The following is a 19076-nucleotide window of genomic DNA, read 5'->3' as shown; positions in this document are numbered from 1 at the left end:
ATGAGAGGGTTGTGCATGCCTTAGGAGCTTCTTTGGACCTGTTATTACATGCTGATGATATTCACGCATCGTACGATCAGCGGCGTATCCTCAAAGGTGTAGGGCTTTCGTTGCATCGCGGCGAGATTCTGGGGCTGATTGGGACCAACGGCGCCGGCAAGACCACCCTGATGGGCGTCCTGGCCGGATCCGTCAAGCACGACCATGGACGGATTACCCTGGCCGGTGAAAAGTACGTGCCTGATTCCATCGCAGAAGCGCAGGCCTGCGGAGTGGGCCTTATTCCCCAGAACTTCCACATAAACCCGGAACTGACCATCACCGAAGCCATCTTTCGCGGGACCTTCCAGTCGGGCCGGTCGCACGCGGAACTCCGCAATCAAGCGGGCAAGCTGATCCGGGACATTGGCATCACCATGGACCCTGACGCGAAGGTCGGGACGCTGATTCGAGCCGAGCAGGCCTTGGTGGAGGTACTCCGAATGGTGGCTGAAGAAGCCCAACTGGTGATCATGGACGAAGTGGCCGCGTCACTTCCGGACCACGATGTCGCGGTTTTGCATCAGGTACTGAGAATGCTGACACGGCAAGGACGGGCCATTATTTACATCACCCACCGCCTTGATGAGGTCCGTTCCATAGCCCACCGCATCGCTGTTATGCGCGACGGCAAGGTGCACAAGATCGTGGAAGCCAGCAAGACCGACGTCGACGAACTTGGATTCCTCCTGCTACAGCAGGAACTGGAACGGATTTCCCGGCCTTCCGGCCCGGTGACGGGCGGAGAGGCCCTGCGGATCTCCAACCTCAGCGTGGGGGAGAAAGTCCGCGATGTGAGCTTCAGTGTGGCCAAAGGCGAAATCTTCGGTCTGGTAGGTACCCACAGATCGGGCGTTTATCAACTGATATCAGCACTGGCGGGTATCCGCCCATGCACCTCGGGAAAGATCTACGTGAACGGAACCCACGTCCACATCCGAGGGCCCCAGGATGCACAGCGGTTGAAGATCGGTTACTCCCCGGATGCGGCCGATACCCTTGGGCCTGCGACCAGCATCGCGGGGGGGCTTTACCAGGGCGCCGGGGCAGGCGCTGAAAGCCTGCAGGATGAGATCACCCACCTCAGGGGTGTGGCTGAGGTAGTGCACCGCATGCGCATTAACACCACCAACATCCAGGGCGCCCTCTCCACTCTTTCCGGCGGCGACCGCCAGAAGGTGGAACTGGCCCGATGGATCTCCAGCGACTGTGACGTCCTGATCCTCAGTCATCCCAGCCGCGGCATTGACATTGGGGCCAAAGAGATTGTGTACAAGATGCTGACGCAACTCAGCAAGACCGGCGTCTCCATCATTCTCCTGTCCTCAGACCTCTCGGAGATGGTCAACTGGTGCCACCGGATTGGTGTCATGCGGGACGGGGAACTTGTCACCATTGAGGCCAACGCCAATACCAATGAGGATGTTCTGGTGCACCATATGCTGGGCGTCAAGTTCGAATCGGGGGGCAGCGCAGCCCGCCGCGCGAAAGTCTGACGCGCCCTGCATCACCGGCGGATGAAGGGCGGCTGCGATATTCGCAGCCGCCCCTCACACTTAACACCCGGAGGTCAGATGGCGATGGCCTTGGCGATGTTATTGAGCTTGTGCCGCGCCAAGGCCAGGTTGGCATAGGTCCGATCCAGCACGAGGTAGACAAAGAGCCCCTTGGACCCCGCCGAGTTCAGGACGTTGATGAGATGGTACTGCGAATCCAGAGTGATGAGGACGTCTTCAATGGAGCTGTCCAGTCCGAGGTCGGCCATGGTTCGTAGCTTGGAACTGACAACATTGGAGTTTCCGGCAGCAGCTGCTCCCAGATCAAAGCCTGGGTTGCCGCCCTGCGCCAGTGCCATTCCGCTGGTGTAGTCAACAATGGCCGCACCAGTGGCGCCTTCGATGGAGAGCAGTTGCTTCGTAGCTTCGTCAAGTGAGCTCATGATCAGTTCTTCCTGTTCTGTGGTTTCATCACTGGCAGCCATGAAATAGACGGACGGAACTTCATGGTAGGCAGGGGCGCCAGGACCGGAATCCCATTGGTTGGGGACCATGCCCGTTGCCACCGCGTCAGGGTGCCGCTCGCGAATGATCTCATGGAGAGGTGTTGGAAGGGGTTCAAATCCTTCGCTGCGTTTCCACCATTTCCACGTACGCTCCGAACGGTTCACTTACTGACCCTGCACTTCCGTCATTCAGACTGCCGCATGTCCTACGGATTTCTTCGTCGAGTTTTTCACTCTACACATCAATTACCGGCAAACAGAAAGAGTGTTCATTTCCCGGGGAATCCGCGGCAAAGAATGCACCATTAATGACAATTTGATAAATAGTCAGAATAATCGCGTCACGAAATACACATTGTTGTTTCACGCCGCAGGCAACAGGGCCGGGCAGGTTCGGCACCAGTTGTTTTTGGGCGCGCTAATGCGACCCGCAGCAAGTGCGGGTTGGCCGTGGGTCACCGCGGCGTAGGCAGAGCAGGGGTCAGACGTTGGCGATGTGCCGGACAGCGTCAAGGTAGGGCATGTTGATTGCAGCGTCCGCTGCCGCACGAACAGCCGGCTTGGCATTGAACGCAATCCCAATTCCTGCCGCACTGAGCATGTCCAGGTCATTGGCGCCGTCGCCGACCGCGATGGTGTGCTCGAGGCTGATGCCCTCCGCGGCTGCCCACTCACGCAAATACTTCTCTTTGGCCGCGCGGTCGATGACAGCGCCAAGCACCTTGCCGGTCAACACGCCGTCGACGATTTCGAGCTCATTGGCTATCCAATGGTCCAGCCCAAGTTCCGCGGCAATGGGACGGAGGATCTGGTTGAAGCCACCGGACACTACGGCCACAACATGGCCCGCTTCCTTGAAGGCCGCCACGAGTTCTGCAGCACCAAGACTGAGGCGCACCTCTTGCCGGACTGACTCGACGACCGCCACGGGCAACCCTGCTAGCACGGCAACCCGGGCATGGAGACTCTGGGCGAAGTCCAACTCACCGCGCATGGCGGCCTCGGTGACAGCAGCGACTTCCTCGCGCTTGCCCGCGTGGGCTGCCAGCAATTCAATGACTTCCTGCTGGATCAGCGTGGAATCGACATCCATGATGAGGAGCTTCCGGGAGGCCTGGCGCAGGCCCTCGGGAACAATGGCTGTATCGATGCCGTCACTGGCTGCCGCAGCAACGTGCCGCCGAACGGTTGCAAGATCCGCCAACGTCTCCGTGCCCGCAGCAAGACCGGCCGTCATGACACTGAAGCGATGATCGCCACCCTGTGATTCCGATGACACCTCGACGCCGGCGTCAGCAAGTACCCTCCGAAGGCCAACGAGGGATTCGGGGGACAAATGCACGCCATAGCTGACTGCAGCCAAGTTCGAAGTCATGGCGTCAATCCTACTGAGCACTTCCTGTCCGCCCGAATTCATTTCGACTGGCAAACACTGCTACGTGACCGGTTATCAGTCATATGGATTTTTGTCCTAGTGTCTACTGCTATGAGTGATGTTCTGGAATTGGCTTCCGTCAGCGTTGTCCGAGGCAAGAAGACCCTGCTGGACAAGGTTGACTGGCAGGTCAACGAAGGGGAGCGCTGGGTCATTCTGGGACCGAACGGCGCAGGCAAGACCACCCTTCTCCAAATTGCCGCAGCCCGGCTCCACCCCAGCAGCGGCAAGGCCGGGATCCTGGATGAGGTCCTGGGTCGCGTTGACGTCTTTGAACTCCGCCCCCGGATCGGACTCTCCTCGGCCGCACTTGCTACCCAGATTCCCGAGCACGAGAACGTCCTGAACGTGGTGGTTACCGCCGCCTACGGTGTTACCGGACGGTGGCGTGAGGGCTACGAGCGCGACGACGAACGTCGCGCCTTTGGGCTGCTGAACGACTGGGGGATGGGCCCGCTGCTCAACCGGACCTTTGCCACGTTGTCCGAAGGGGAGCGCAAGCGTGTGCAGATTGCCCGCGCCCTCATGACGGACCCCGAACTGTTGCTCTTGGATGAACCGGCTGCGGGCCTGGACCTCGGCGGCCGGGAGGAACTGGTCCACAAGCTCAGCGAGTTGGCCGGCGACGAAGCCGCACCCGCCATGGTGCTGGTCACCCACCACCTTGAAGAAGTGCCTCCAGGATTCACCCACGCCATGCTGCTTCGCGAAGGTGGAGTGGTCGCTGCCGGCCCCATCAAGGAAGTCCTCACCGACGAACACCTGAGCACCACGTTCGGCCTTGCCCTGGATGTCTCGGAAAACGGTGGCCGTTACACTGCCACCGCCCGCCGCTAGAGCGGTCCGGTAGCCAACAGTGGAGATTCTTAGCAGCATCCTGGTCTTTTTTGCCGGCTTGTGGGCCGGCACCATCAACGCGGTCGTCGGCTCCGGCACGCTGGTGACCTTCCCCGTGCTCATCGCCATCGGCATCACACCCGTGGTTGCGTCCATGAGCAACGCCATGGGCCTGGTGGCTGGCACAGCAGCAGGGGCCTGGGGTTACCGCCGCGAGTTGGCCGGCAGGGGACGGCAGCTGATGAAGCTGCTGCCGGCCTCACTGCTGGGCGGCATCACCGGTGCTTGGCTGTTGCTGCATCTGCCGGAGAAAGTCTTCCACTACGTAGCGCCCGTCCTGCTTGTCCTGGCGCTCCTGATGGTGCTGTTCCAGCCCAAGCTGCAGGCCTGGGTGCGCAGCAGGGAACAAAACCCCGAACATGCCATCCGGGACCGCAGCCACGGCATCCTCCTGGTGGTGCTTGTCTACCTCGCCGGCGTCTACGGTGGCTATTTCGTGGCGGCGCAAGGGATCTTGCTGGTAGGCATCCTCGGCGTGTTCCTCACGGGAACCATGCAAAATGCCAACGCCATGAAGAACATCCTGGTGCTCGGTGTCAACATGGTGGCAGCAATCTCCTACCTGATTTTTGCTTTCGACCGGATCGAATGGCTGGTGGTCCTCCTCATTGCCGTGAGCTCCACCATCGGCGGCTTGGTGGGATCAAAGGTTGGCCGGAAGTTGTCCCCGCGCGTCCTCAGGGCCGTCATCTTCACCCTGGGGATAGTGGCCCTGGGCTTCATGATCGCCAACCTGCTGAAATAATCACCCGGTGACATTCCACTACCTTGAGTCCGCGGATGATCCACGCGTGACGGACTACACCACCCTCACCGATGTGCATCTGCGGAAGTTACGCGAGCCTGAAGAGGGCATGTACATCGCCGAATCCTCCAGGGTCCTGCGCAGGGCATTGGCAGCCGGGCACCAGCCCCGCTCCTTTTTCCTGGCGGAGAAGTGGCTGGAAGACCTCGCCGACGTTTTCCAGGCATATCCGGACGTTCCGGTGTTTATCGGCAAGGCGTCCCTGCTGGAAGAAATCACCGGTTTTCATCTGCACCGCGGTGCCATGGCAGCGATGCACCGGCCTGCCCCTGTTCCATTGGAAGTGCTGCTGGCCAACGCGCGGCGCGTGGCCGTGCTCGAGGACATCGTTGACCACACCAACGTGGGGGCCATCTTCAGGTCCGCCGCCGCACTTGGCGTGGACGCTGTCCTGGTCTCTCCACGCTGTGGAGATCCGCTCTACAGGCGCAGTGTCCGGGTCAGCATGGGCACGGTCTTCCAGGTTCCCTGGGCCCGCCTGGAAAGCTGGCCCGACGACTTGTTCCGCCTCAAGGAGCAGGGCTTCACCGTGGCAGCAATGGAGTTGACCGAGGACGCGTTGGACCTGGACGATCTTGCGGCAAAGCAGTATGCCAAACTGGCCTTGGTGCTTGGTACAGAGGGTCCCGGCATGAGCCAGGACACGTTGGCCGCGGCTGACCTCGCAGTCAAGATTCCCATGCGTGCCGGCGTTGACTCGCTCAACGTCGCGGCTGCCTCGGCGGTGGCCTTCTGGGAACTCCGTCCACGGGACTGATCGCGGTTTCGTCTGACGGGGCGCTTTCCGCTATGATTGGTTGTTGGCCCGGCAGCTGGATTATTCATCCTGCAACAACCGGACCACCTCCATTCATACCTGGCAACTGGCAAAATCCAGTTGCGTGAACAAAAGGTCCCATTATGAAGTCTGATATCCACCCGAAGTACGAAGCTGTTGTTTTCAACGACCTGGCTTCCGGTACGCAGTTCCTGACCAAGTCCACCGTGTCTTCTTCGAAGACCATCGAGTGGGAAGACGGAAACACCTACCCGGTTATCGACGTCGAAATCTCTTCGGAGTCCCACCCGTTCTACACGGGCAAGCAGCGCATCATGGACTCCGCTGGCCGCGTCGAGCGCTTCAACGCCCGCTTCAAGGGCTTCGGCGGCAAGAAGTAATCTACTTCACCCCAAGGCTTTCAAAGCCCGCATTGCCGGATTCCCGGCAATGCGGGCTTTTGCGTTTTCCGGCAAGATGGACAGCATGACTTCCAGCCCTGAGCAGCGACCCACCCTCGACGACGCCGACAACCGCCTTCACGGCGAATATAAAGTTCCCGGCGGCAAACTGGTGGTGGTTGACCTGAACGTCGTTGCAGGGAGGTTCGCCAACGTCTCGCTGAGCGGTGACTTCTTCCTTGAACCGGACGAAGCCCTGCAGGCCATCAACGCCTCACTCACCGGACTTCCGGACAGCTCAACGGCAGCAGACATCGCCGCAGCCGTCACGGCCGGGCTGCCCAAGGATGCCGTCCTGTTTGGGTTCTCCGCGGAAGCCGTGGCTGTCACCGTCCGCCGTGCACTGGCCAAAGCCACCAGCTGGGCGGACCACCAGTGGGACGTCATCCCGCCGACCGTGCTGCCCACCCAGATGAATGTCGCCTTGGACGAGGTCCTCACTGAGGAGGTAGGTGCCGGATTGCGCAATCCTACGTTGCGCTTCTGGGATTGGGAGGAGCCATCCGTGGTGATCGGCAGCTTCCAGTCGGTACGCAACGAGGTGGACCCGGAGGGTGTAGCCCGCCACGGCATAACGGTGGTGCGACGCATCAGCGGTGGCGGCGCCATGTTCATGGAAGCCGGCAACTGCATCACCTATTCGCTCTACCTGCCCCAGACCTTGGTGGACGGCATCAGTTTTGCCGACTCCTATGCTTTCCTGGATGCCTGGGTGATGGCAGCCTTGGAGAAACTGGGCATCACCGCTTTCTACGTTCCCCTCAATGACATCGCTACCGAACAAGGCAAGATCGGGGGCGCAGCCCAGAAGCGCCTGGCGAACGGTGGCATGCTGCACCACGTCACCATGAGCTACGACATCGATGCCGACAAAATGGTGGATGTTCTTCGCATCGGCAAGGAAAAGCTCTCGGACAAAGGGACACGCAGCGCCAAGAAGCGTGTTGATCCGCTTCGACGCCAAACGGGGCTCGCCCGAGCGGCCATCCTCGCGGCCATGCAAGAGGTCTTCGTGGAACGCTATGGCGCTGAAGAGTCCCGCCTCACCGAGGCCGAGCTCGGTGAGGCCAGGAAACGCGTGGAGGGCAAGTTCGGCACCGACGAATGGTTGAACCGGGTTCCGTAGCTTTTCGGCGGGATCTACCCCACGGCGGCCTGTGCCGTGAGTGCCCGCAGCAAGTGGCTTCGCTGCTCTATGACTATCCGGCGAAGTGCGCGGGGAGCATCAGCGTGCGTCTTCAGCCAATCATCTGTCCGCACCAGCACCGGATGTTCGGCGGGCTGCATGCCCTCGGTCAGGTCCTGTGCGCCCGGGAACAATCCGCGCACAATCCTGCCGGCAATCTCGATGCTGCGTTCCGCCCATACCTGCTCGAGGCAGTCGAAGTAGCGTTCCACATACGGTTCCAGCAGGAACCCCGGGGCCGTGGAGAAGCCCGCTATTGTTGCGCTCAGGATCTCGTTGGACAGCCCAGGGCTGTTAACCGTGGAATCCCAAGCGGCTGCCTTGACTGAGGCATCCGGCACGGCGGCCGATGCCAGGGCATGGCCCTCCCTGCCGGACGCTGTCTTATCGGCCTGCAGTTCCCGGTCCAATTCGGCACGTGACGCCTGGCCTTGGGCGGACAGGGCCTGCCAGAAGCTCCACCGCAGTTCTGCGTCCACCGCAAGTCCGTCAATGACAATGCTGCCTTCCAGGATTCCGCGCAGCAAAGGAAGTTCTGTGTCCCCGTGCCGGGACACGTCCGCCAATGTCCTCGCCCATGCCAGCTGATGGTCGGAGCCGGGGGCCGCTGCCTTCATCCTGGCCGCCAATACTGCGAGGAAGTCTTTGCGTACCCCTTCACGGGCTGCCACCGGAACGTAGCGTTCAATGGCGCCGGAAGCATTGCCAAGCACGTTCAACAGGACCCCGATGCCGGTCTCCGAGGAGGCAAACTGCTCCACTGCGGCCACGTAGCGTACGGCGGGCGTTACACCGTCGCGGGCAGAATCCCACAATGCGGTCCAGCACAGGGCGCGGGCCATGGGATCGGTGATTTTGTCGAGCGACGTCCGGACAGTGTGTTCGGAATCCGGATCCAGGCGGACCTTGGCGTAGCTCAGGTCGTCATCGTTGACCAGAAGCAGGGCAGGACGGCGCTTGCCGTTCAGCTGCGGCACCAAGGTGCTGGGCCCTGTTACGTCCACCTCATGGCTTTCGGAGCGGACCAGCCGGCCCGAAGCATCGGCGTCGTACAGACCCAACCGCAACCGGTGCGGTCGGAGTTCCTGATGTCCGGTGATGGGGTCAATGGCATCCTGCCGAAGCGTCACGGCGCCAAAGACGCCGTTGTCGTCCACGATTTCTGCCGCGATGGTGGAAATTCCGGACGTCTGAAGCCATTGACGGGCCCAGTCTCCAAGGTCCCTTCCTGATGCGGTGCTGAGCGCGCGGAGGAGGTCCTGGAGAGAGGTATTGCCGAACGCATGGTCCCGGAAGTACTGACGGGAGCCGGCAATGAAGGCATCAAAGCCTACGTAGGCCACCAGTTGTTTCAGTACCGAAGCGCCCTTGGCATAGGTGATCCCGTCAAAGTTCTGCTTGGCTGCTTCAAGGTCCGGGATGTCGGCCACAATCGGGTGCGTGGTGGGCAGCTGGTCCTGGACATAGGCCCAGGCTTTACGCTTATTGGCGAAGTTCACCCATGCGGTGTCCCAATCGGTGGCACGGTCCACGCCAAGTGTCCCCATGTAGTCGGCGAACGACTCCTTGAGCCAGAGATCGTCCCACCAGTTCATGGTCACGAGGTCGCCGAACCACATGTGGGCCATCTCGTGCATCAAGGTGTTGGCACGGGCCTGGTACTGGGCATCGGTTGCGCGGGAGGCGTAGACATACTTTTCCGTGAATGTGACCAGCCCGGGATTTTCCATGGCGCCGAGGTTGTATTCGGGCACGAAGGCCTGGTCATACTTACCCCACGGGTAGGGGTAGTCGAAGAGGTCGTTGAAAAAGGCCAGCCCGCTCTTGGTCAACCGGAACAGTTCATCGGCATCGAAGGAGTCCGCCAACGAGGCCCGGCAGAAGAGTGCCAGCGGCACGTCAAGGCGGGTGTCGTCGTCGAGCGTTACGCCCCAGTGGTCAGTTGCCTTGAAGTAGGGCCCCGCGAGCACGGTGGTGATGTATGTGGACATGCGTTGGGTCCTGGCAAAATCCCAGCGCGCGGCGCGGGTGTCACCGGCCTCCGGTGTCCGCAGTTCCTCAACGCCGTTGGACGCGACTTCCCAGCCTGCCGGAGCGATCACATGGAACGTAAATTCGGCCTTGAGGTCGGGCTGTTCGAAGTTGGCGAAGACCCGGCGGCTGTCGGCAGGTTCGTACTGGGTGTAGAGGTAGCACTGGCCATCGGCAGGATCAACAAATCGGTGCATGCCCTCGCCTGAGCGGCTGTAAAGCGCTGTCCCGGTCACGGTGACCGTGTTCTCGGCCCCCAGTCCGGCCAGGATGATCCTGTCGCGGTCCACCACCGACCCGACGTCCAACGCCTGACCGTTCAGCACCACGGACTGCACGCCGCCATGGATGAAATCCAGGAAGGTGGCAGAGCCTGGCTCAGCGGAGAAAGTGATGGTGCTGGTACTCGTGTAACCGGAAACGGCGGGATCTTCCGCGTCGCGGACATCGAGGGTGACGTCGTAGCTGTGGGTGGTGATCAGGGCTGAACGGGTAGCGGCTTCATCGCGCGATAGATTGTGATTCGACACACAGCTATCTAATCATGATCAAGGCGGCGCCCAGGCCCAGCGATGCGATGAGCAGCCAGGATCCCAGAGCCACCAGAACAGCACGCCCTCCGGTGTGGATCAGGGTCCGTATGCGCACGGCAGAGCCCAGTCCAAAGAGCGCCGTCGCGAGCAGAATGTCCTGGACCGCTGCCGCGATCTCCAAGGCCACCGGCGGCGCCCAGCCCAACGACCGTACGGCCACCAATGCGAGGAAACCCACCACGAACAAAGGGACAATCGGCGGAAACCTACTCTCCATTCCGGCCGCTCCATTGGCGCGTTCCCGGACATGGAGGACCCGCTGATGAAGCCCCGCGGTGGCTGCTATCGGTGCCAGCAGGACAACCCTGGTCAATTTCACGACGACGGCAATTGCCAACGCCGAGGTCCCGGCGGTTTGGGCGGTGGCCACCACCTGGCCGACGTCATGGACGGAGGCGCCTGTCCATGCACCGAACTGCCCGGGGCTGAGGCCCAAGGGGTGCATGAGCAGGGGAAGAACCCCAATGGCCAACGTGCCGCAGAGGGTTACCAGCGCTACTGGCAGGACCGTGTCCTGGTGCCTGATCCGCCGCACTGCAGCCATGGCCCCGATCGCCGAAGCGCCGCAGATGGAAAAGCCTGTGGCAATCAACAACGCAGCCTCGCGGGGGAGGCGCAACAAGCGGGCCAGGCCATAGGTTCCTGCGAAGCTCACCAGGACCACCCCGGCGATCAGCAGCAGTGCCACCCACCCAAGTCCAAGGACATCGCCCATGCTGACCTTGAGTCCCAGCAGGACAATGCCTGCACGCATGAGGTGTTTCCCCGCGAAGTCCAGCCCCGGGCGGGCGCGCCCCGCCGTGAGGACAGCCGTCCCCGGTATATTTGCTGAGAGCAAGCCCAAGGCAACAGCGAGCGTCATGGCCGGAACCGCCGGAAACACGGCGTGGATTGCGAAGGCAAGACCCGTAGCGGCGATGCTCAGGACCAACCCGGGCCCCAGCCGGGACAGCTGGGGCGCAAGACTATTGAAGGGCATGCCATAACCCTGCCGGATGGGGGCACGGAAAGGCGAACCGGGAACATCCGGAAACCGCGACACAATCAGTGCGTAATGCGCTCGACTCAAAAAGGTGATTGTCTAATTCCCATGTCTGACCTATTCCAGGATTACTCCGAGGCCGCTGCCCGCAGCGGCGCCTATGACGAGATGTTTGCCCCCGGCCACGTTGCCAGAAAATCCTACGGTCAGGTTTCCGGCGCCTTGCGGGAGCTGTCGCTGGCCGATGTGACAGCCCGGGCCGACTCCATGGCGCGCACGTTCCTGGACCGCGGTGTCACCTTCGACTACGCGGGGGAGGAGCGCCCGTTCCCGCTGGACATCGTTCCCCGCGTTATCCCTGCCGACGAATGGAATGTCCTGGAACGCGGGGTAGCCCAGCGGGTCAAAGCACTGGAGGCTTTCCTCAACGACGTCTACGGACGCATGGCGGTAGTCACCGACGGCGTGATCCCCCGGCAACTCGTCACCACCAGCGCACACTTCCACCGGGCAGTCCATGGATTCGAGCCATCCGGCGGTGTACGTGTCCATGTCTCGGGCATCGACGTCGTCCGTGATGCTGCCGGGACCTTCAGGGTGCTTGAGGACAACGTCCGCGTTCCCTCCGGCGTCAGCTACGTTTTGGAGAATCGCCGGGCGATGGCCAAGGGCCTTCCAGAGGCTTTCGGCCAGCAACACATCCGCCCCGTGGAGGAATATCCCCGGCGCCTTCTCTCAGCACTCCGTAAGACTGCTCCGGCGGGCGTGGACGATCCCACGGTGGTTGTCCTGACGCCCGGCGTGTTCAACAGCGCCTACTTTGAACACACGCTCCTTGCCGGCCTCATGGGTGTGGAACTGGTGGAAGGCCGCGACCTCATTTGCCGCGGCAACCGCGTCTACATGCGGACCACTGCGGGCGAACAGCGCGTGGACGTCATCTACAAGCGCATCGATGACGACTTCCTGGATCCGCTCCAGTTCCGTTCCGATTCCATGCTGGGTTGTCCGGGCCTGGTCAATGCTGCACGTGCCGGGGGAGTGACCATAGCCAACGCAGTAGGCAACGGCGTAGCTGATGACAAGCTCGTGTACAGTTACGTGCCTGACCTGATCCGGTACTACCTTCACGAAGAGCCGATCATCGCCAACGTTGACACTTTCCGGCTAGAGGAAAAGGAAGCCAGGGAGCATGTGCTGGACCGCCTTGACGAACTGGTGGTGAAGCCCGTGGACGGCTCAGGCGGCAAGGGACTGGTTATTGGACCTGATGCCACGAAGGACGAGCTCGATGCCCTGCGCAAGCGGGTTATTGCCGATCCCCGCGGATGGATCGCGCAACCTGTCCTGCAGCTGTCGACCGTGCCGACGCTTTCCGGGGACAAATTCGGACCCCGCCACGTTGACCTCCGGCCCTTCGCAGTCAACGACGGCGACGACGTCTGGGTCCTCCCCGGCGGACTGACCAGGGTGGCACTCAAGGAAGGTTCCTTGATCGTGAACTCCAGCCAGGGCGGCGGTTCCAAGGACACCTGGGTCCTGGCCGACTCGCCGAAGCTCCCCGCCGAGGTCATCCCTCGCCAGTCCGTCACCGTCCGTGAACAGGTATCTGTGTGGCCCGTGGAAAGCAATTGGCGTGACCGCCAAACGGAGCAGCAACAGTGACCCCGCTCCACCACCACTTGAACTTCGACCTGCACCACTCGAAGGAGGCAGTTCCATGCTGAGCCGTATTGCTGAGTCTCTTTTTTGGATCGGACGCTACGTAGAACGCGCCGACGGTACGTCCAGGATCCTGGATGTGCACCTCGAACGACTGAACCACCTGCCCCTGGAGGAGCAGCAGAGCGTAGCCCGGGAACTCCTGGCCGTGATGGGTGCCAAGCCCCAGAGCGAGGACTTCGGACTCCCTGAACTCCTGCATGCACTTGCTTATGACAAGCAGAGTGCGTCCTCCATTGCCGGTTCCCTGGGGGCTGCCCGCGAGAATGCACGGCGTGCCCGGGAAACTGTCTCGCAGTCCCTCTGGGAAAGCCTCAACACCACCTATTACGGCCTCAACCAGCATCGCAAGGACGTGGTGGGAACCTACCGTTTCTGCAACTGGGTCCTCGAACGGACAGCGATGGTCCGTGGTCTTGCGGACACCACCGTCAGCCATGACGAGAGCTGGTTGTTCATGGTGTTGGGTCGTTCCCTGGAACGGGCGGACATGACTGCCCGCATGCTCTCAACGCGCGATGTCCAGTCTGCAGGAATGTCGTGGGTCAACATGCTCCGATGCGCCGGCGCCTATGAGTCGTTCATCCGTACGCGCAGGGCTGCCTTCGGAGACCAGCACGCCGCGGAATTCCTGCTGTTGGACCGTTTGTTTCCGCGGTCCATCGTCTATGCCCTGCGCGATGCCGATGAATGCCTCGCGAAACTGGACCCATCAGCCCAGCGTGTGGGCTTCATCAACGATGCCCGGCGCATTGTGGGCCAGGCCCGCACGTTCCTCGAGTTCCACCGCACAGACGACCTCATGTCCGAGCTGCCCGAGCACATGGAACGTGTGCAGAAGGCCGTGACGCAGGCGTCCGATGCGATTTCCCGTAAGTACTTCAATCAGGCTGATGAGCACGCCTGGGTGGGAGAAGTTTCATGACCCGGCTGAGCATCGTCCACAAGACGGCTTACAAGTACAACCGCCGCGTGACGTTGTCCTATAACGAGGCCCGGATGACGCCCCTCACCGACGGCCAGCAGGTGGTCCTCGAGTCCTCGCTGAAGGTCTCACCCAACCAGGCGTCCGTCAGCACCTACCGTGACTACTGGGGCACCAGGGTCACGGCATTCGATATGCAAATGCCGCATGAGAGCCTTGAGGTCCTCGCCACGGCCACTGTGGAAGTGCACCGCACCGAACGCGTGGCAGTCGAGGACGACATCGTCGGATGGGACATCATTGCTTCGGACAAGGTGCAGGACGAGTTCAGCGACTGGTTGCCCCAGTCCAGGCTCAGCGGACCGGGCGAGGAAGTTCTGGGCATTGTCCCCGGCATTGTAGAGGGGAAGAATCCCCACGAGGCAGCCTTGGCGGTGTTCGCCTGGATGGCCGGTGAGATGACTTATATGAAGGGCACCACCGGGGTGACGACGAATGCCGAGCAGGCGTGGTCCCAGCGCCAAGGCGTGTGCCAGGACCTGGCCCACTTGGCCATTGGAGCATTGCGCTGCAGCGGCATCCCTGCCCGCTATGTTTCGGGGTACATCCACCCGAGGTCCTCGGCCGACATCGGCGAAACCGTTGCGGGCCAATCCCACGCGTGGCTGGAATGGTGGGATGGGGAATGGCGCAGCTGGGACCCCACCAACCACAAGCCGGCAGGCGATTACCACGTCACGGTGGCGCGGGGTCGTGACTACCGCGATGTTCCCCCGCTGAAGGGCATCCTGTCCGGTGGCGGCGGCTCGGGACTCTCCGTTTCGGTGGAGATCACGCGCCTCGCGTAAGAGATCAGGCATGGACAAGGCCCCCAAGAGTCGCTCTCAGGGGCCTTATCCATGCTCGTCCGTAGCCTGTTTACCAAGGTGACGGTTTGTAGTCCTTCAAGAAGACACCGTACTGGTCCTCGCCCTTTTCGCCCATCACGATGGGGTCGTAGACTCTAGCGGCGCCATCCACCAGATCCAACGGTGCATGGAATCCTTCTTCCATGAGCCTGACTTTGGTGTAGTGCGGTCGTTCGTCAGTGATCCATCCCGTATCCACCGCCGTCATGAGGATGCCATCGGAGTCCAGCATTTCCTGGGCGCTGGTCCGGGTCATCATATTCAACGCGGCCTTGGCCATGTTGGTGTGGGGGTGTCCGGGGCCCTTGTAGGCGCGGGAGAACTGTCCCTCCATGGCGGAGACGTTCACGATGTACTTCCTGTGGGCCGTCGACCGCTTCATGGCATCCCGAAGGCGACTGACCAGCAAGAATGGCGCAGTGACGTTGCACAGCTGGACCTCGAGCATCTCCAAGGGATCCACCTCGTCCACCACTTGGGTCCAGCTGTTGATCGAGGCGAGGTCGGGGACCAAGCCGCCGGCATCGATCGCTGTTCCAGACTCGATCCGTTCCAGGGACGCGGACCCGGTGGAGAGCGCCAGAGAGGTGATCGCATCGCCCGCCAGGACAGGGTGCTCGGTGACGCTGCTGGCAAGGGCCAAGGGATGTTTGTCATGGGCATGGCCGAACGTGACCAACTCCGGGCCACCATTGGCAGCGTCAAGGGCGGCAGGCAACGGCTCGTCCTCTGCGTCGACCAGGGGCTTGTATGCATTGCCGGAGCGCCGAACGGTCTGGGCTGCGTTGTTGATGATGATGTCCAGCGGGCCAGCCTCGTTAAGGGAGTCCGTCAGAGCCATGACCTGTGCCGGGTCGCGGAGGTCGATGCCCACGATCCGTAGCCGGTGCAGCCACTCGCTGCTGTCTTCCATGGCAGCAAAACGACGGGCCGCGTCCTTGGGGAAGCGGGTGGTGATGGTGGTATGGGCGCCATCCCTGAGCAGGCGCAGCGCGATGTACATGCCGATCTTGGCACGTCCGCCGGTCAATAGGGCCCTGCGTCCCGTGAGATCGGTGCGGGCATCGCGCTTGCTGTGGCTGAAGGCCGCGCACTCAGGGCAGAGCTGGTGGTAGAAGGCATCAACCTGCGTGTAGTGCTTCTTGCAGATGTAGCAGGGACGCGAGCGGATGAGGTGGCCGGCAATCTCACCAGTAGCGGAGGGTGCCAGCTTGTTGCCGCGGGTTTCGTCGTCAATGCGGTCCGGGGCGGCGGTGGCAGTCAGGGCTATGACGGCCCGGTCAGCCTCGGCAATGGAGTCGCGCTTGGTGACCCGGCGGTGTCGCTTGACGGCTTTGAACATCTTGCCGGTGGCACGGCGGACTGCAACGTAGTCCGGGTGCTCCTCGTCATAGACGTGGATCGTGGTCAGAACCTTGAGGCAGGCCTGGATCTCTTCAGGCGTCAGATCGGTGGAGCTCATTGACCTGATTTTACAGCCTTGGGAGCCAGTGGCCTGCCTCGGGTTCTGTCGGCGTCAGCCGGGCGCCCAGCGCTTAGTGCGAGGCACCCTGCGCTGCGGCGTCCGCTACGCGCGATTGGATTCCCGCTGCTACCTTTTCGGCAGAGTCGCGGATGTCCGGATCATCATGGGTGGCAGCCTTGACAGCCTCTGGCAATCCACGGCGGTGTTGCGCGGACAGTGCGAGCTCGGCCTCGCCGGGCTCGGGCACAACCTGGCCCTTTGCCAGCACGGTGATGCCTGACTCCGTCACCTTGTACCCCCGCGCCTTATCCAGTGCTGGGTCCAGGCCGATGGCCGCACCTGCAGGAACCTTGACGTTCTTGTCCAGGATGGCCCGCTTAATCACGGCGCCTTCGCCTACCCGGACCTTGTCCATAAGAACGGAGTCCTGGACACGGCTTCCGGCGGCCACGTAGGCGTCGTTGGAGATCACGGAACCTTCAACGATTCCACCGGAAACCACCACACCGCTGGCAACAATGGAATCGAGGGCCGTACCCACCGTGTTGTTCTCGCCCCGGACAAATTTTGCAGGGGGCGAGATGCTCTGGCGCGTGTAGATCGGCCACTCGGAGTTATAAAGGTTGAAGATCGGCACGGGGGAGATGAGGTCCATATGGGCGTCATAGAACGAGTCGATGGTACCGACGTCCCGCCAGTAAGTGCGGTCCCGATCCGTGGCTCCCGGGATGTCATTGAGCGTGAAGTCGTATACGCCTGCTTCGCCCTGGTCCACGAAATACGGAATGATGTCCCCGCCCATGTCGTGCTTGGTATCAAGGCGCTCTGCATCCACGTGCAGGGCTTCAACCAGGGCGTCTGCGTTGAAGACGTAGTTGCCCATGGAGGCCAGGAACTGCGTGGGATCTGCTGCCAGCCCGGGGGTGCTGGCCGGTTTTTCCACGAAGGCGGCGATTTTCTGGGGATCGTTCTGGTCTACCTCGATCACACCGAATTGGTTGGCCATGTTCAGGGGCTGCCGCACAGCAGCCACCGTCGCTTTTGCGCCACTGGCAATGTGCTGCTCCACCATTTGGGAGAAGTCCATGCGGTACACGTGGTCTGCGCCGACCACAACCACGATGTCCGGGGCGTCGTCATGGATGAGGTTCAGCGATTGGTAGATTGCGTTGGCACTGCCAAGGAACCAGCTCTTGCCCACGCGTTGCTGCGCGGGCACAGAAGCTACATACCGGCCCAGCTGCGTTGACATACGCCAGGTCTCCGAGATGTGCCGGTCAAGGCTGTGCGATTTGTACTGCGTCAGTACGACGATTTTCAAATATCCCGAATTAACGAGATTGGATAGTGCAAAGTCAATTAACCTGTAGCCGCCTGCGAACGGAACCGCGGGCTTGGCCCGATCCGCCGTCAGCGGCATGAGTCGGTTGCCTTCTCCGCCTGCCAATACGATTGCCAGAACTTTCTTCAACGCCATGGTCACAGCTCCCCGTACGTCTTCGTATCCCCCAAAAGTCCGATTTTCCGGACTCTTTCACACTAGAACACATACGCCGGAACGACTACGTTGGTTAGCGTGCGAATAGACATTGTGACTAAAGAATTCCCTCCGGAAATTTATGGCGGTGCCGGTGTCCACGTTGCCGAGCTCAGCCGGGTGCTGGCAAAGCACGTCGATCTTCACGTGCGGGCCTTCGGCGCGCCGCGTGATACCGACTATCACGGGGCTTCGGTGGCTTCCTACGCCACCCCTGAAGACCTCGGCGATGCCAACGCAGCCCTTCAAACCCTGGGCGTGGACCTGAGGATCGTTCCGGATATTGCGGGAGCGGACTTAGTCCACTCGCACACCTGGTATGCCAACATGGCGGGCCACCTCGCGTCGCTGCTGCACGGAATTCCCCATGTGCTCAGCGCCCATAGCCTTGAGCCTCTCCGCCCCTGGAAGGCTGAGCAGCTGGGGGGCGGCTACGCGTTGTCCTCATGGGTGGAGAAAACGGCTTATGAGGCAGCGGCCGCGATCATCGCCGTCTCCGACGGCATGCGTCAGGACATCCTGCGCAGCTACCCCAACGTTGATCCGGACAAGGTCCGCGTTGTCCACAACGGCATCGATGTTTCCCTCTGGGAACGCGATGAAGAGGACGACGCAATCCGTGCCCTGGGCATCGATCCCGCCAAGCCCAGCGTGGTCTTCGTGGGACGCAACACCCGCCAGAAGGGGGTACCGTACCTGCTTCGCGCGGCGTCCAGCCTTCCTGACGACGTCCAGTTGGTGCTGTGCCTCGGAGCCGCCGACACACCCGAGCTTGCCGCCGAAACTGCACGGCTCATCGAGGAACTGCAGACCAAGCGCCAAGGGGTGGTCCTCATCGAGCGGATGCTGCCCCGGAAGGAACTCATCCAGGTGCTCAGCCATGCCACGGCGTTCGCCTGCCCTTCGATCTACGAGCCCCTGGGCATCGTGAACCTCGAAGCCATGGCATGCGGTGCGGCGGTAGTGGCCAGTGCCACGGGCGGCATTCCAGAGGTGGTCCAGCACGGCGAAACCGGGCTGCTGGTGCAACTGGAACAAGTCACCGACGGAACCGGGACGCCCCTGGACCCGGAGAAATTCGTCAGCGACTTCGCGGCTGCCTTAAACGAGGTGGTGGCAGATCCTGCTCGTGCCCGCGAGATGGGCATTGCGGGGCGCCGCCGGGCAGAAGAGCACTTCTCCTGGGAATCCATTACGGAGACGACGCTGGAGGTCTACCGGTCGGTCTTGCGCTGAACCAGCAGCGCTCCAACAGCAGACAATGAAAGCACGACGACGCCGCCCCCTTCGGTGGGTACGGCGTCGTCGTGCTGTTTAACAGTTCCGCAACT

Annotated in this window: 16 protein-coding genes; 10 read left to right on the top strand and 6 right to left on the bottom strand. The window is 61.7% G+C overall.

The features are described from left to right. Window positions 1-11: 11 nt before the first annotated feature. On the top strand, window positions 12-1535 hold the full coding sequence (locus tag ABIE35_RS06945; protein WP_354513514.1) for an ATP-binding cassette domain-containing protein: 1524 nt from the start codon (window positions 12-14) through the stop codon (window positions 1533-1535). Window positions 1536-1609: 74 nt separating this feature from the next. Here ABIE35_RS06945 and ABIE35_RS06940 read toward each other — a convergent pair whose 3' ends face one another. Both ABIE35_RS06940 and serB read right to left on the bottom strand, forming a co-directional pair. After that, complete coding sequence (locus ABIE35_RS06940; RefSeq protein WP_354513512.1) at window positions 1610-2206, bottom strand: hypothetical protein; 597 nt, start codon at window positions 2204-2206, stop codon at window positions 1610-1612. Between the two features lie 316 nt (window positions 2207-2522). Further along, a complete protein-coding gene (gene serB / locus ABIE35_RS06935; RefSeq protein ID WP_354513510.1) occupies window positions 2523-3416 on the bottom strand; it encodes a phosphoserine phosphatase SerB in 894 nt (297 codons plus the stop codon). Window positions 3417-3527: 111 nt separating this feature from the next. Between serB and ABIE35_RS06930 the strand changes: the two genes are divergently transcribed. The 5 genes from ABIE35_RS06930 (at window position 3528) to lplAB (ending at window position 7522) form a co-directional block, all read left to right on the top strand. Beyond that, window positions 3528-4313, top strand: coding sequence for an ABC transporter ATP-binding protein (locus tag ABIE35_RS06930; RefSeq protein WP_354513508.1), 786 nt, complete (start codon window positions 3528-3530; stop codon window positions 4311-4313). A 19-nt stretch (window positions 4314-4332) separates the two neighbouring features. After that, window positions 4333-5118 carry a sulfite exporter TauE/SafE family protein gene (locus ABIE35_RS06925; RefSeq protein WP_207593544.1) on the top strand — a complete coding sequence of 262 codons (786 nt, stop codon included), beginning with the start codon at window positions 4333-4335 and terminating at the stop codon, window positions 5116-5118. 7 nt (window positions 5119-5125) lie between these two features. Continuing rightward, on the top strand, window positions 5126-5935 hold the full coding sequence (locus tag ABIE35_RS06920) for a TrmH family RNA methyltransferase (RefSeq protein ID WP_354513506.1): 810 nt from the start codon (window positions 5126-5128) through the stop codon (window positions 5933-5935). Between the two features lie 143 nt (window positions 5936-6078). Next, entirely contained in the window at window positions 6079-6336 is a 258-nt protein-coding gene (locus ABIE35_RS06915) for a type B 50S ribosomal protein L31 (protein WP_017200906.1), read from the top strand. Between the two features lie 76 nt (window positions 6337-6412). After that, window positions 6413-7522, top strand: a complete 1110-nt coding sequence (gene lplAB / locus ABIE35_RS06910) for a lipoate-protein ligase LplAB (protein WP_502921366.1) — start codon at window positions 6413-6415, stop codon at window positions 7520-7522. A gap of 14 nt (window positions 7523-7536) precedes the next feature. On the opposite strand, the gene pepN is transcribed toward lplAB, so the two are convergent. Then, complete coding sequence (gene pepN / locus ABIE35_RS06905; RefSeq protein WP_354513502.1) at window positions 7537-10143, bottom strand: aminopeptidase N; 2607 nt, start codon at window positions 10141-10143, stop codon at window positions 7537-7539. 4 nt (window positions 10144-10147) lie between these two features. Beyond that, window positions 10148-11185 (bottom strand): YeiH family protein, encoded by a 1038-nt coding sequence (locus ABIE35_RS06900; RefSeq protein ID WP_354513500.1) that lies wholly within the window; start codon window positions 11183-11185, stop codon window positions 10148-10150. A gap of 111 nt (window positions 11186-11296) precedes the next feature. Between ABIE35_RS06900 and ABIE35_RS06895 the strand changes: the two genes are divergently transcribed. From ABIE35_RS06895 to ABIE35_RS06885, 3 genes are read left to right on the top strand one after another with little or no spacing between them, the layout of a single operon-like run. Continuing rightward, window positions 11297-12853 (top strand): circularly permuted type 2 ATP-grasp protein, encoded by a 1557-nt coding sequence (locus ABIE35_RS06895; protein ID WP_089595098.1) that lies wholly within the window; start codon window positions 11297-11299, stop codon window positions 12851-12853. A 55-nt stretch (window positions 12854-12908) separates the two neighbouring features. Further along, window positions 12909-13835, top strand: a complete 927-nt coding sequence (locus tag ABIE35_RS06890; protein WP_354513498.1) for an alpha-E domain-containing protein — start codon at window positions 12909-12911, stop codon at window positions 13833-13835. After that, a complete protein-coding gene (locus ABIE35_RS06885) occupies window positions 13832-14683 on the top strand; it encodes a transglutaminase family protein (protein WP_354513496.1) in 852 nt (283 codons plus the stop codon). Before ABIE35_RS06890 ends, ABIE35_RS06885 begins: the two co-directional genes overlap by 4 nt. A 70-nt stretch (window positions 14684-14753) precedes the next feature. Here ABIE35_RS06885 and ABIE35_RS06880 read toward each other — a convergent pair whose 3' ends face one another. Together ABIE35_RS06880 and glgC are read right to left on the bottom strand one after the other, a co-directional pair. Then, window positions 14754-16205, bottom strand: a complete 1452-nt coding sequence (locus tag ABIE35_RS06880) for an SDR family NAD(P)-dependent oxidoreductase (RefSeq protein ID WP_354513494.1) — start codon at window positions 16203-16205, stop codon at window positions 14754-14756. Window positions 16206-16278: 73 nt separating this feature from the next. Beyond that, window positions 16279-17691: a glucose-1-phosphate adenylyltransferase gene (gene glgC, locus ABIE35_RS06875; protein ID WP_172322769.1), complete on the bottom strand. Its 1413-nt coding sequence runs from the start codon at window positions 17689-17691 to the stop codon at window positions 16279-16281. A gap of 93 nt (window positions 17692-17784) precedes the next feature. Between glgC and glgA the strand changes: the two genes are divergently transcribed. Next, window positions 17785-18981 carry a glycogen synthase gene (gene glgA, locus ABIE35_RS06870; protein ID WP_354513492.1) on the top strand — a complete coding sequence of 399 codons (1197 nt, stop codon included), beginning with the start codon at window positions 17785-17787 and terminating at the stop codon, window positions 18979-18981. Window positions 18982-19076 lie beyond the last annotated feature (95 nt).

The organism is Paenarthrobacter sp. 4246 (genome assembly GCF_040546855.1).
Classification (GTDB): domain Bacteria; phylum Actinomycetota; class Actinomycetes; order Actinomycetales; family Micrococcaceae; genus Arthrobacter.
The sequence above is the reverse complement of the archived record's forward strand: the minus strand, read 5'-3'. Positions and strand labels throughout refer to the sequence as shown.